Annotated in this window: 8 protein-coding genes; 5 read left to right on the top strand and 3 right to left on the bottom strand. The window is 70.2% G+C overall.

Features of this window, described 5'->3' with window-relative positions; all coding sequences use genetic code 11:
• Positions 1-206: 206 nt before the first annotated feature.
• Positions 207-2,003 (bottom strand): aspartate--tRNA ligase, encoded by a 1,797-nt coding sequence (aspS, locus tag HXX10_RS07980; protein WP_296521410.1) that lies wholly within the window; start codon positions 2,001-2,003, stop codon positions 207-209.
• Positions 2,004-2,247: 244 nt separating this feature from the next.
• On the opposite strand from aspS, the gene HXX10_RS07975 reads away from it, so the two are divergent.
• On the top strand, positions 2,248-2,745 hold the full coding sequence (locus HXX10_RS07975) for a hypothetical protein (RefSeq protein WP_296521408.1): 498 nt from the start codon (positions 2,248-2,250) through the stop codon (positions 2,743-2,745).
• A 76-nt stretch (positions 2,746-2,821) separates the two neighbouring features.
• On the top strand, positions 2,822-4,456 hold the full coding sequence (locus tag HXX10_RS07970) for a thiamine pyrophosphate-dependent enzyme (RefSeq protein ID WP_296521406.1): 1,635 nt from the start codon (positions 2,822-2,824) through the stop codon (positions 4,454-4,456).
• A 166-nt stretch (positions 4,457-4,622) separates the two neighbouring features.
• On the opposite strand, the gene HXX10_RS07965 is transcribed toward HXX10_RS07970, so the two are convergent.
• Positions 4,623-7,412, bottom strand: coding sequence for a PAS domain S-box protein (locus HXX10_RS07965; RefSeq protein WP_296521403.1), 2,790 nt, complete (start codon positions 7,410-7,412; stop codon positions 4,623-4,625).
• A gap of 217 nt (positions 7,413-7,629) precedes the next feature.
• Here HXX10_RS07965 and HXX10_RS07960 point away from each other — a divergent pair, with 217 nt between their 5' ends.
• From HXX10_RS07960 to rnd, 3 genes are all read left to right on the top strand, one after another.
• On the top strand, positions 7,630-8,040 hold the full coding sequence (locus HXX10_RS07960; RefSeq protein WP_296521400.1) for a response regulator: 411 nt from the start codon (positions 7,630-7,632) through the stop codon (positions 8,038-8,040).
• Between the two features lie 176 nt (positions 8,041-8,216).
• Positions 8,217-10,511 carry a heavy metal translocating P-type ATPase gene (locus tag HXX10_RS07955; RefSeq protein ID WP_296521398.1) on the top strand — a complete coding sequence of 765 codons (2,295 nt, stop codon included), beginning with the start codon at positions 8,217-8,219 and terminating at the stop codon, positions 10,509-10,511.
• A 249-nt stretch (positions 10,512-10,760) separates the two neighbouring features.
• Positions 10,761-11,963: a ribonuclease D gene (gene rnd / locus HXX10_RS07950; protein WP_296521395.1), complete on the top strand. Its 1,203-nt coding sequence runs from the start codon at positions 10,761-10,763 to the stop codon at positions 11,961-11,963.
• Here the strand turns inward: rnd and HXX10_RS07945 are convergent.
• Positions 11,960-12,868, bottom strand: coding sequence for a LysR family transcriptional regulator (locus tag HXX10_RS07945; protein ID WP_296521393.1), 909 nt, complete (start codon positions 12,866-12,868; stop codon positions 11,960-11,962). The genes rnd and HXX10_RS07945 overlap by 4 nt on opposite strands.
• Between the last annotated feature and the right edge of the window lie 14 nt (positions 12,869-12,882).

Raw genomic sequence — 12,882 nt, 5'->3', positions numbered from 1 at the left:
CAGAGTGCCGAAAAACCGGCGTCGAACACGCGAAAGCCGCCGATCGGTCCGGCCGGACCGATGACAGCGGCATCAGCTCAGATAAGTATCCGACCCCTGAGAATCAAGGGTTTTTCGGTTGTGAGCGGCCTGGTGCGGCACGGTAGGGCACGGTGCCTACGCTCCCTCTCCCCGCTTTCGGGGAGAGGTGAAGGCGTGGCGTCACATCACTTCTGCGGCAGGTTCAACCGGATGTTCAGCTCGCGGAGCTGCTTGGGCGTCACCTCGGAGGGGGCGCCCATGAGAAGATCCTCGGCGCGCTGGTTCATCGGGAACAGCACGACCTCGCGGAGATTCTCCTCGCCGGCGAGCAGCATGACGATGCGGTCGACGCCCGGTGCGATGCCGCCGTGCGGCGGGGCGCCGAGCGAGAGCGCGCGCAGCATGCCGCCGAACTTCTGCTCCAAAACCTCCTCGCCGTAGCCCGCGATGGCGAAGGCCTTCTTCATCACGTCGGGCCGGTGGTTCCGGATGGCGCCGGACGACAGCTCGATGCCGTTGCAGACGATGTCGTACTGGATCGCCTTCATGCCGAGGATCTTGTCGCTGTCGCCTTCCTGGAGCGCCAGAAACTCGTCGACGGGCATGTTCGGCATGGAGAACGGGTTGTGGGAGAAGTCGATCTTCTTCTCCTCCTCGTTCCACTCGAACATCGGGAAGTCGACGATCCAGCACAGCGCGAACTGGTCCTTGTCGACCAGGTTCAGGTCCTCGCCGACCTTGGTGCGAGCGAGGCCGGCGAACTTGACGAAGTCCTTCGGCTTGCCGGCGACGAAGAACACGGCGTCGCCGACCTTCAGGCCGAGTTGATCCCGCATCGCGATGGCGCGGTCCGGCCCGATGTTCTTGGCGAGCGGTCCGGCGCCGCCCTCCTCGTTCTCGCGCCAGAAGATGTAGCCGAGCCCCGGCTGGCCCTCGCCCTTGGCCCAGTCGTTCATGCGATCGCAGAAGGCACGGTTGCCGCCGCCGGGCGCAGGGATAGCCCACACCTGCGCGGTCGGGTCGTTCGCCAGAATGTTGGCGAACACCTTGAAGCCGGACCCGCGAAAGTGCTCGGAGACGTCGGCCATCTCGATCGGGTTGCGCAGATCCGGCTTGTCGGAGCCGTATTTGCGCATCGCCTCGGAGAACGGAATCAAAGGAAACTTCGGCGTCACCCGCCGGCCCTTGCCGAACTCCTCGAACACGCCGCGCAGCACCGGCTCGACGGCCTCGAACACGTCCTGCTGGGTGACGAAGCTCATCTCCAGGTCGAGCTGGTAGAACTCGCCCGGCGAGCGGTCGGCGCGCGCGTCCTCGTCGCGGAAGCAGGGCGCGATCTGGAAGTAGCGATCGAAGCCCGACACCATGATGAGCTGCTTGAACTGCTGCGGCGCCTGCGGCAGCGCGTAGAATTTCCCGGGATGGATGCGCGACGGGACCAGGAAGTCGCGCGCGCCCTCGGGGCTCGAGGCGGTCAGGATCGGCGTCTGGAACTCGAAGAAGCCCTGCTCCTTCATGCGGGCGCGCAGCGAGTCGATCACCCGGCCGCGCAGCATGATGTTGTTGTGCAGGCGCTCGCGGCGCAGATCGAGGAAGCGATAACGGAGGCGTATGTCCTCCGGATACTCCTGATCGCCGAACACCGGCATGGGCAGCTCGCCGGCGGGGCCCAGCACCTCGATCTCGCGGGCATAAACCTCGACGGCACCGGTCGGCAGGTCCGGGTTCTCGGTGCCGGCCGGGCGGTTGCGCACCTTGCCGTCGATTCGAATGACCCATTCGGCCCGCACCTTCTCGGCGATCGCGAAGGCCGGCGAGTCGGGATCGACGACGACCTGAGTAAGGCCGTAATGGTCGCGCAGATCGATGAACAGCACGCCGCCGTGATCGCGAATGCGGTGGCACCAGCCCGACAGGCGGGCCGGGTTGCCGACGTCGCTCTCCCGGAGCGCGCCGCAGGTGTGGGTACGATAGCGATGCATGGCGGTCCATCGACGCAGAATGGCGGGCGAAAGGCGCCCGGCCCGGTGAATTCGGCCGCACAAGCGCATGCGGGCGTCGCGCTTGTCAAGCCGCGGGGGAGCCGGTCCGCCTCCCGTCAGCCGCGCCTTTTGCCCCGCCCCGCTACCAATTGGAAACCATCGCCGGCGACAATCGCCGCGTTCCCCGGACGGATGCGGTCGCACCGCGAACCGCGGCCGGACATGGACGGGCGGGACCAGGTCGATGGCTGAGCAAAAACCACTGTCTCGCAACGGGATGGTCTGGGCCGGCCTGCTCGCCGCGGGGGTCGGCCTGGTCATCGTCCTGATGGTGCTCGGCGTCATCGGCGAGCCGCCGAAGCATCCGCCCAAGACCCCGATCTGGGTCGCCGTGCTGGCCGGCGGCCTGTTCCTGCTCGCCGGCCTCGTCGTCCTGGTCAACGCGCTGACCGGCCGCGACCCCGGCGCCGAGGTGCCGCCCTTCGCCCCGTTCTGGCCGCGGCTGCTTCAGGTCCTGGTCGGCGTCGTGATGTTCGCCAGCTTCGCCGTGATCGGATCCTGGATCGCCTTCGGGCCCGGCCCGCGCAACTTCGAGACGAACATTCCGTTCCTCGCATCCGGCGTCGCCAACGAGCTCGTCGGCCGCTGCGCCTTCGGGTTCGGCGCGATCCTCACCTGGGCCTGCACCCTGCTGGTGGCGCTGGCCGGCTGGAGCAAGCTCCGGCGGCGCCCGAGAGCCTGACCCGCCGCGCGACAGCGGCGCCGCGGTCGGCTATACGGCCGCCATCCCCCGCCACGACCGGTTCGAGGCAGACCCGATGACTCTCACGACCACAGCCGACGCTGTCGTCGGCGCCTTGTTGGCGCACGGCGTCGATACGCTCTACGCGGTCCCGGGGGTGCACAACGACCCGCTGTTCGACGCGCTCTGGCGCCAGGCCGACCGCATCCGCACCGTGCATGCCCGCCATGAGCAGGCCGCCGCCTACATGGCGCTCGGCGCCGCGCTCGCCACCGGCCGGCCGCAGCCCTTCGCCGTGGTGCCGGGTCCCGGCCTCCTCAACGCCGGTGCGGCGCTGCTCACCGCCTATTCGATGAACGCCCCGGTGCTCGGCCTGATCGGCCAGATCCCCGACGCCGAGATCGGCCTTTCACGCGGGCACCTGCATGAGATCCACGACCAGGCCGGCATCATCGAGCGGCTGGTCGGTTTCACGGCCCGCATCCGAAGTCCGGAAGATGCGGCGCCGCTCGTCCATGCCGCCATGCGGGCGATGCGGACCGGGCGCCCCGGCCCGGCGGCGCTCGAATGCGCCATGGACGTCTACGGCCGCGCCGCCGTGCTGCCGCCGTTTTTCGCGCCCGACCCCTCACCGGAACCGGAGATCGACGAGGACGCCGTGCGGGCCGCGGCAAAGCTGCTCGGTAACGCCAGAAACCCACTGATCATGGTCGGCGGCGGCGCCCATGACGCCGCGCCCGAGGTGGCGGCGCTGTCCGCCGTGCTGCAGGCGCCGGTGGCCGCCGGTTTTCGCCGCGGCCGCGGTATCCTCACGAGTCGCGATCCGCTCAGCGTCACGCACCCGCTCGGCCACGAGCTTTGGGGCGAAGCCGACGTCGTGCTGGCGGTCGGCACGCGGCTCTATTTCGCCTGCCGCGAATGGGGCGTCGACGACGACCTGAAGATCATCCACGTCAATGCCGATCCGGACGAGCCGGCCCGCCACACGCCGCCGACCTGCGCGCTGGTCGGCGACGCCGCGCCGATCCTGCGCCGGATCATCGACCTCGTGCCGGCCCACAATCGTGCCCGGCCACCGCGCCGCGCCGAGATGGAGGAGCGGCAAGCGAAGCTGCGCACGCGCCTCGCGGTGCTGCAGCCGCAGCTTTCCTTCGTCGACGCCATCCGCTCCGCGCTGCCGGACGACGGCATCTTCGTCGACGAGGTCACCCAGATCGGCTTCGCGGCGCGCCTCGCCATGCCGGTCTACGCGCCGCGCACCTTTCTGTCGCCCGGCTACCAGGACAATCTCGGCTGGGGTTTTGCGACGGCGCTCGGCGCCCAGGACGCGCGGCGCGACGTGCCGGTGCTGTCGATCAACGGCGACGGCGGCTTCCTCTATACGGCGACCGAGCTCGCCACGGCGGTGCGTCACCGCATTCCACTGGTCGCCGTGGTGTTCAGCGACGGCGCCTTCGGCAATGTCCGCCGCATCCAGGAGGAGCAGTACGGCAACCGGCTGATCGGCTGCGATCTCGCCAATCCGGACTTCGTGCGCTTCGCCGAAAGCTTCGGGGTCGCGGCCGAACGGGCCCGCACACCGGATGAGCTCGGCGCTGCGCTGAAGCGCGGCTTCGCCCGGCGCGACGCCCCCACCCTGATCGAGGTGCCGGTCGGCCCGATGCCGTCGCCCTGGCCGTTCGTCTTCCTGCCGAAGGTGCGCGGGCGGTGAGGCGGATGGCGCCATAGGCACGGCGCCGCAGTCGTCGCCGCCCGCGAAGGCGGGCGACCCAGTATCCACCGAGCTCCGTTGTTTCGCGAACTCCGTTGTTTCGATCGAGTCGCTGCGGCGTACTGGATGCCCCGCCTGCGCGGGGCATGACGGAGAAGAGGCGCTCTCAGCTCCGGTCGCGCGAGGACTCGGCCGTACGCCGCCGCCGCCGGCTGCGTGGACCGGTCCCCGTCGCCACCGGCCCGGCCAGCGCCTCGCGCACCTTGGCGACGACATCGGCCTTGCGGTACGGCTTGTTCAGGAGCGTGACGCCGGGGTCGAGGCGGCCGTGATGGACGATCGCGTCCTCGGCATAGCCGGAGGTGTAGAGAACCTTCGCGCCGGGCCGCCGGCGCAAGACCTCGGCGGCCAGCTCGCGGCCGTTCATCCCACCCGGCATGATGATGTCGGTGAACAGGAGATCGAACTCCGCGCCCTGGTCGAGCAGCCCCAGGGCCTCGGGGCCGCTGCTCGCCGACCATGTGCGATAGCCGAGATCCTGCAGCAGCGCGATGACGTTCCGCCGCACCAGGTCGTCGTCCTCGACGACCAGGATGGTCTCGTCGCCGCCGGCCATGACATCGACCGCCGGCATCTCATCGACACCGTCCTCGGCCTCGGCGATGCGCGGGAGGTAGAGCTTGATCGATGTGCCCTGCCCCTCCTCGCTGTACAGCTTCACATGGCCGCCCGACTGGCGGATGAAGCCGTAGACCATGCTCAGGCCCAGTCCGGTGCCGCGGCCGACCTCCTTGGTGGTGAAGAACGGCTCGAACACCTTGTCGCGCACCTCGGCCGGGATGCCGGTGCCGTTGTCGCTGACGGCGATCATCACGTAGTCGCCGGGCCTCGCGTCGGGATTGCTCTCCACATAGGCGCCGTCGACCGTCACGTTGGCGGTCTCGATGACGAGCTTGCCGCCGTCCGGCATGGCGTCGCGGGCGTTGACGGCGAGGTTGATGACCGCGGTCGAGAGCTGCGAGGCGTCGACCATGGCGGGCCACAGGCCGTCCGCCAGCACGGCGGCGAGCTCGATGTGCTCGCCGAGCGTCGGCCGCAGCAGGCGGGCCGTGTCGGTCATCAGGCCGTTGATGTCGGTCGGCCGCGGCTCGAGCGGCTGGCGCCGGGCGAAGGCGAGGAGCTGGCGTGTCAGATCGGCGCCGCGCCGCGCCGCCTGGTCGATGATGCGGGCGATGGTGGCGAGATGCGGCTGGTCGGCGACGCCCTTGGCGAGGATCTCGATCGTGCAGGTGATGGCCGTGAGAATGTTGTTGAAATCGTGCGCGACGCCGCCGGTGAGCTGACCGATCGCGTCCATCTTCTGGCCCTGGCGAAGCTGCCGCTCGATGTGCTTCGACTTGGTCAGGTCGTGATAGAGCAGCACGGCGCCGCGGATGATCCCGTCGCCGTCGTAGATCGGGCGGGCCGTCAGCGACAGCACGAGGTCGCGTCGGCTTTCTAGGTCGCGCAGCACCAGCTCGGTGCCGTCGATCGGCTCGCCGCTCAGCACCCGGTTCAGCGGCCGCTCCTCGCTCGGCACCTCGGTGGTGCCGTCGGCGCCGAGCACCGCGTACGACTTCTCCCACTCGTCGAGCGGCACGCTCCCGTCGATCCCGAGCAGCGTCTTGCAGGCCGGATTGACGTGCAGGAAGTTGCGCCTCTCGTCTACGACCAGGAAGGCGTCGGGGATGCTGGCGATGGTCTTGTCGAGCAGCTCGGCGCTGCGCTGGGCCGCCAACGTCTTCTCGGTGAGCTCGGAGACGTCGCGATAGACCACGACGGCGGCCTCGTGCTGGCCGGCCTCGTTGCGGATCGAGCGGCCGCTCGCCACGATATGGAGGTCGGGAGGGCCGTCGTCCCGCTTGCAGATGACGTAGAGGTTGTCGAAGTTCTGGCCCTGCAGGGCACGGCCGATCGGCGTCTCCTCGACCGGATAGGGCGTCACCCCGTCGGGCCGGAACCGGTGGAAGATTTTCTGCCACGCCTCCGAGCCGATGTCGTCGCGGTTGTCGAACATCGCCTTGCAGGCGGCGTTGGCGAACAGCGTGCGGCCGTCGGCATCGACCATCAGCACGGCCTCGGCCATGGTGTCGATGATGGTCCGCAGCAGATCCGAGTAGCGCCGCGCCTCCGCCTCGCTGTCCTTGCGGGCCCGCTCGGAGCGCTGCCGGTCGGTGATGTCGAGCGCGGTGGCGATGCGATAGCGGACGCTGCCGTCGGCGTTGCGGACGCTGGTGATGTCGAGCTCGACCGGAACGTTCGAGCCATCCTTGCGGACGAACATCGACTCGTAGATCACCCGCCCGGCGCGGTCCGCCTCATCGATCAAGGCCTTGATCCGGGGCCGCTCGTCCTGCGGATAGGACGCGAGCACGTCGGAGCCGCAGACCTCCTCGATCGTCAGGCCGCACATCGCTGCCCGGGCCGGATTGACGAAGTCGATCGTGTTGGTCGAGGCGTCGCTCACCGCGATGCCGAAGGCGGCGTTCTCGAAAGCATCCGCCCAGCGCCGCAGCTCGGTCTCCCGGGCGACGTGCGCGGTTATGTTTTCCGTGAACAGCACGATGCCACCGACCCCGCCGGCGGGATCGAGCCACGGCCGTACCTCCCAGCGGAACCAGCTCCGGGTTCCGTCCGGCGCCTCGAAGTAGTCGGCATCGCACCGCTCGCTCGCACCGGCGAGGCAGCGCCCATGCATGTCGCGCCAGCGCTGCGGGATGTCAGGAAAGACCTCGTAATGGCTGCGGCCGACGAGGCGCTGGTCGGCGACGCCATGGTCCTGCTGGTAGCGGCGGCTCGCCGCCAGATAGCGCATCTGCCGGTCGAACATGGCGATGCCGACCGGTGCCGCCTCGATGCAGAGCCGCAGCAGCTCGTCCCGCTCATGGGGCGCCCCGGTCACCGGGACCGCACCCATCAGGGGCTCGCCGGCCGGTCGGCCATCGAGCAGGTCAGGAGTGCTGGGGACTGGCGTCGTCATCACGCATGTTTATCGCGGAAGGCTGTATTTACGCGACTGTCGCGCAGTAAATCCGTGAATCTTTTTTGCGTACTGTATACACTGACCCGTGTACGACAGAAGCAGCACCCGCAGCAAGACCGGTCCCCCCCCCCGACCCGCAAGTCACCCCGCGATGGCGCGTCTTCTGGTGATCGACGACGATGAACTGGTCCGTGCCTCCCTCCAGATCCTGCTCGAGGCGGCCGGCCACGAGATCATGTTGGTCGAAAACGGCCGCACCGGCGTTGCCTCGGTCAAGGGCGGCGGGCTCGACCTGGTGATCTGCGACGTGTTCATGCCCGAGATGGACGGCTTCGAGACGCTGCGGGAAATCCGCCGCGCCGATCCGAGCCTGCCCGTGGTGGTGATCTCCGGGGCCCGGACCGAGCGCACCGGCGCCCCAGGCCCGGACTTCCTGAAGATGGCTGTCGATCTCGGCGCGGTGGCGAGCCTGGTGAAGCCGCTCGATCCGGACGAGGTGGTCGCCGTCGTGGAAAGCTGCCTCGCCGGCGCCCGCCGGGTCGTCCGGCCCGCACCGTCCTGAGACTGTCCGAGGACGCCGAGAGCACCCGGAGGGCGCTGTTCAAACGTGCTGCATACGGTCTCGTCGCGAATGCCTCGCAGTCGCGCTGTAACCCCGGAAAATACCGTATTTCCAATTACTTCTGGCAAATGCTAGCAGTCCCGCGGCAACCCCTGATCCGCCTTGGCGAGGACACTATGCGCGAACGATTGATGCGGTACGGCCTGGTCTCGACCGCGCTCGCCGGGCTGTTGCTCGGGCTGGCGGCCTGGGGCCTCGGCGAACCGGTCGCGGCGTACTGGATGTTCGCGGCCGGCACCGTGCCGGTCGTCGTCGCCCTCGCCGTCTCGATCGTGCGTGCCCTGCTGGCCGGCCGGATGGGGGTCGATGCCGTCGCCTTCGTGTCGATGAGCGCCGCACTCGTCTTCGGCGAGCCGCTCGCCGGCGTCGTGGTCGCCATCATGTACACGGGCGGCAACGTGCTCGAGGACTTTGCGGTGGCGCGCGCCGAGCGCGACCTGCGCGCCCTGGTCGACCGCGCCCCGCGGCTTGCCCATCGCCGCAGCGGTGACACCGTCGAGGACGTCGCCATCGAGGCGGTGGCGATCGGCGACGCCGTGCTGGTGCGGGCCGGCGAGGTGGTGCCGGTCGACGGTACCGTGACGGGCGCCGGGGCCGTGATCGACGAGTCCGCCCTGACGGGCGAAGCCCTGCCGGTGACCCGGCGCGCCGGCGAGGAGGTCCGCAGCGGCACGGTCAATGTCGGAGAAACCTTCGAGATGCTGGCGCGCGCGACCGCCGGCGAGAGCACCTATGCGGGCATCGTCCGTCTCGTCACGGCGGCGCAGACCGCCAAGGCGCCGTTCATCCGCATCGCCGACCGCTTCGCCCTGCTGCTGCTGCCCGCGACCCTGGTGATCGCCGGCGCCGCCTGGGCCCTGTCGGGCGACCCGATCCGGGCGCTCGCCGTGCTGGTCGCGTCCACGCCCTGTCCGCTGATCCTGGCCGCCCCGGTCGCCTTCATCGCCGGCGTGTCGCAAGCGGCCCGCCACGGCATCCTGGTGAAGGGCGGCGGCGCGCTGGAAGCGCTCGCCCAGACCCATACGGTGCTGTTCGACAAGACCGGCACGCTGACGGTCGGCGGCGCCCGGCTGGTCGCCATCGAGACGGCGCCCGGCGAGGACGCCGACGAGGTGCTGCGGCTCGCCGCCTCCATGGAGCAGGCCTCGCACCATGTGATCGCCAGCGCCATCGTCGGCGCCGCGACCGGGCGCGGCCTCACGCTGACGATGCCGACCGACGTGCGGGAAAACCTCGGCTCCGGGCTGGAGGGACGGATTGGTCCGCAGGCCGTCTGCGTCGGCTCGCAGTCGATGGCGTTCGGCACCGCGCGGCTTCCCGACTGGGCGATCCGGGCCCTGCGGCGGGCCTCGTGGCGCTCGGCGCTCGGCGTCTTCGTCGTCATCGACGGAAGGCCGGCCGGCGCCCTGCTGCTCGCCGACGAGCTGCGCCAGGAGACGCCGCGCGCCATCCAGATGCTTCGCTCGGCCGGCATCCGCCGCATCATGATGGTGACGGGCGACCGCGCCGACGCCGCCGAGACGATCGGGGCGGCACTCGACCTCGACGCCGTGCTGTCGGACCGCTCGCCCTCCGACAAGGTCGACGCGGTCGCCACCGAGCAGCGCCTCGCCCCGACCCTGATGGTCGGCGACGGCATCAACGACGCCCCGGCGCTCGCCGCCGCCGGCGTCGGCATCGCCATGGGGGCGCGTGGCGCCTCGGCCTCGTCGCAGGCCGCCGACGTGGTGATCCTGGTCGACCGGCTCGACCGCGTCTCGCTGGCCGTCGCGGTGGCGCGCCGCACCCGCAGCATCGCCGTGCAGAGCATCGTGGTCGGCATGGTGCTGTCCGGCGTCGCCATGCTGGCGGCCGCCTTCGGCTTCCTCAGCCCGGTCGCCGGCGCGCTCACCCAGGAGGCGATCGACGTCGCCGTCATTCTCAATGCGCTGCGCGCACTCGGGCCCGGGCGCAGCCCCCTGGGCCGCCGGCTGAGCACCATGTCGTCGACCGCGGCCCGCGACCTGCGCGAGGAGCACGAGCGCCTGGAGCGCAGCCTCGACGGGCTGCGGACGATCGCCGACGCCCTCGACGACGCCGCCCCGGCCGAGGCGGTGGAGCTGGTGCTGGCGGCGAACCGGCTGGTCACCGAGGAGGTCGTCCGCCACGAGCTGGACGACGAGGCGACCGTCTATCCACGGCTGACCCGCTTCCTGTCCGATGGCCATGGCTTGTCCGCCATGAGCCGGGCGCACCGCGAGATCCAGCACCTCGCCCGCCTGCTGGCCCGACTCGCCGAGGGCCTGCGGCCCCAGGACGTCGACCGCTACCTGGTCCGCGACGCCCAACGGGTGATCGAGTCGATCGAGGCGCTGGTCCGCATCCACAACGCCCAGGAGGAGGACATCTACGAGCACGCCGTCGCCGCGTGAACGCCCTGCCGTTCCGTCGGCACCGCCCTACCGCGCCGCGTAGACGACCCCGACGACACCTGCGATCTTGCGAAAATTCCTTGAATTTCCGGCTTATGCCGGCTGCACTGCTCGACCTCGCGGGTTCACCGCGCTAACATTCGGCCTGATGATCGATGCCCTCATGACCAAAATGTTTCATCGTGCATTCGGCGGGCCAGGCCCGTCAGCCCAGCCCCTCCCCCCCGTTCGATGCTGACCGAGGATCCGTTGCGTACGCGAACCGCCCGCGCAGCCGGCGAGCCCACCGACATCCAGGCGGTCGAGCCGATCACCACCACCGACGCGCTCGCAGCCGTCTGCGAGCGGATGGCGGCGCATCCCTTCGTCACGGTCGACACCGAGTTCCTGCGCGAATCAACCTACTATCCGCTGCTCTGCGTCGCCCAGATCGCGACGCCGGAAGAGGCCGTGGTGGTCGACACGCTGGCCGACGGCATCGACCTCGCCCCGTTCTACGCCCTGATGGCGAACGAACGGGTGGTGAAGGTCTTCCACGCCGCCCGTCAGGACATCGAGATCGTCTGGCACCAGGCCTCGCTGATCCCGCGCCCGATCTTCGACACCCAGGTCGCCGCCATGGTGCTGGGGTACGGCGACGCCATCTCGTACGACCAGCTCGTCCAGCGAATCACCGGCGACAATCTCGACAAGTCGCACCGCTTCACCGACTGGTCGCGTCGGCCGCTGACGCCGGCCCAGATCGCCTATGCGACCTCCGACGTCACTCATCTGCGCGACGCCTATGTGGCCCTGTCGGAGGATTTGGCGCGGCGCGGCCGCACCAACTGGGTCGACGAGGAGATGGAGATCCTCACCTCGCCGTCGACCTACCGGGCCGATCCGGAGACCGCCTGGGAACGGCTCAAGAGCCGGGTGCGAAAACCCAAGGAGCTCGCCGTCCTGATCGAGGTCGCCGCCTGGCGCGAGCGCGAGGCGCAGTCGCGCGATGTTCCGCGCGGCCGGGTGCTCAAGGACGACGTGATCGGCGAGATCGCCCTGCAGGCGCCGACGACGCCGGAGCGGCTCGCCGGCCTGCGCTCGCTGCCCAAGGGCTTCGAGCGCTCGCGCTGGGGCCAGGACATCGTCGAGGCGATCAAGGCCGGGCTCGCCCGCGACCCCAAGACGCTGCCGCCGATCGAGCGCAGCCGGCCGATGGCCAATGGCAGCGCCACGGTCGAGCTTCTGAAGGTTCTGCTGCGGATGACGGCGGAGCGCCACGGCGTCGCCGCCAAGGTGATCGCCACGGTCGACGACCTCGAGCACATCGCCGCCGACGACGAGGCCGACGTGCGTGCCCTCAAGGGCTGGCGTCGCGAGCTGTTCGGCGACAAGGCGCTCGCGCTCAAGCACGGCCAGCTTTCGCTCGCGGTCGAGCGCGGCCGGGTGATCGCGGTCGAGCGGACCGTTTAGACCGCAATCCAGCCGGGCGCGTCGGCGCGCAGGCGCTCCACCGCGAAATCGATGACGGCCCGGCTGCGGGCCGACACCTGCCGGCCCTCGCCATGGACGACATGGACCGGGACGGGCGCCGGCTCGTGCGCGGCCAGGACGATCCGCAGCGCTCCGGCCTGCACCTCGCGAACCGCCTGATAGGACAGCACCCGCGCGATGCCGTGGCCGGCCACAGCCGCGGCGATGGCCATCTCGGCCGAGTTGACGACCAGCCGGGTGCGCGGCCTCACGGTCAGGCTGCGCCGGCCCGCCGGGAACGACCACAGCGCCTCGGTCGCGGCCTGCGAGAAGGCGATCGCCTCGTGGTCGGCGAGATCGCGCGGATCGGCCGGCGTTCCATGGGCGTCGAGATAGGCCGGTGCGGCGCAGACGACGCGCCGCATGCTGCCGACTTTTACGGCGGTCAACGACGAGTCGGCGAGGTGCGCGATGCGCACGGCGATGTCGATGCCCTCTTCCAGGAGATCGACGACGCGGTCGACGAACAGGGTCTGCACGGCGAGCCCGGGATGGCGGGCCAGCAGCGCCACCATCACGGGCGCCACGTGGCGGCGCCCGAACATCGCCGGTGCCGTCACGGCGACCCGGCCGCGCGGCTCGGTCTGGGTGCCGGCGGCCGCCGCCATCGCCTCGTCGAGCGCGGCCAGGATGCGTCGGCAGTCGATCAGGAAGGTCCGCCCCGCCTCGGTGAGCCGCACCACCCGGGTGGTCCGCCGCAGCAGCCGCGTGCCGAGCGCCTCCTCGAGCGCCGCGACCGCTCGCGTCACGGCCGGCGGCGACAGGCCGAGTCGCTTGGCCGCGGCCGAGAAGCCCTCCTCCTCGGCCACCGCCACGAAGGCCCGCATGGCGCCGAGCCGGTCCATGGATTATTCCGCAT

It is taken from the genome of Rhodoplanes sp. (genome assembly GCF_013377085.1).
Taxonomy (GTDB): Bacteria; Pseudomonadota; Alphaproteobacteria; order Rhizobiales; family Xanthobacteraceae; genus Rhodoplanes.
This window is presented reverse-complemented; position numbering and strand designations above follow the sequence as displayed.

Bases quoted from the DNA above. Each gene is read 5' to 3' on its own strand.
- aspS (WP_296521410.1), bottom strand. From the start codon at position 2,003: ATGCATCGCTATCGTACCCACACCTGCGGCGCGCTCCGGGAGAGCGAC.
- HXX10_RS07975 (WP_296521408.1), top strand. From the start codon at position 2,248: ATGGCTGAGCAAAAACCACTGTCTCGCAACGGGATGGTCTGGGCCGGC.
- HXX10_RS07970 (WP_296521406.1), top strand. From the start codon at position 2,822: ATGACTCTCACGACCACAGCCGACGCTGTCGTCGGCGCCTTGTTGGCG.
- HXX10_RS07965 (WP_296521403.1), bottom strand. From the start codon at position 7,412: ATGGGTGCGGTCCCGGTGACCGGGGCGCCCCATGAGCGGGACGAGCTG.
- HXX10_RS07960 (WP_296521400.1), top strand. From the start codon at position 7,630: ATGGCGCGTCTTCTGGTGATCGACGACGATGAACTGGTCCGTGCCTCC.
- HXX10_RS07955 (WP_296521398.1), top strand. From the start codon at position 8,217: ATGCGCGAACGATTGATGCGGTACGGCCTGGTCTCGACCGCGCTCGCC.
- HXX10_RS07945 (WP_296521393.1), bottom strand. From the start codon at position 12,868: ATGGACCGGCTCGGCGCCATGCGGGCCTTCGTGGCGGTGGCCGAGGAG.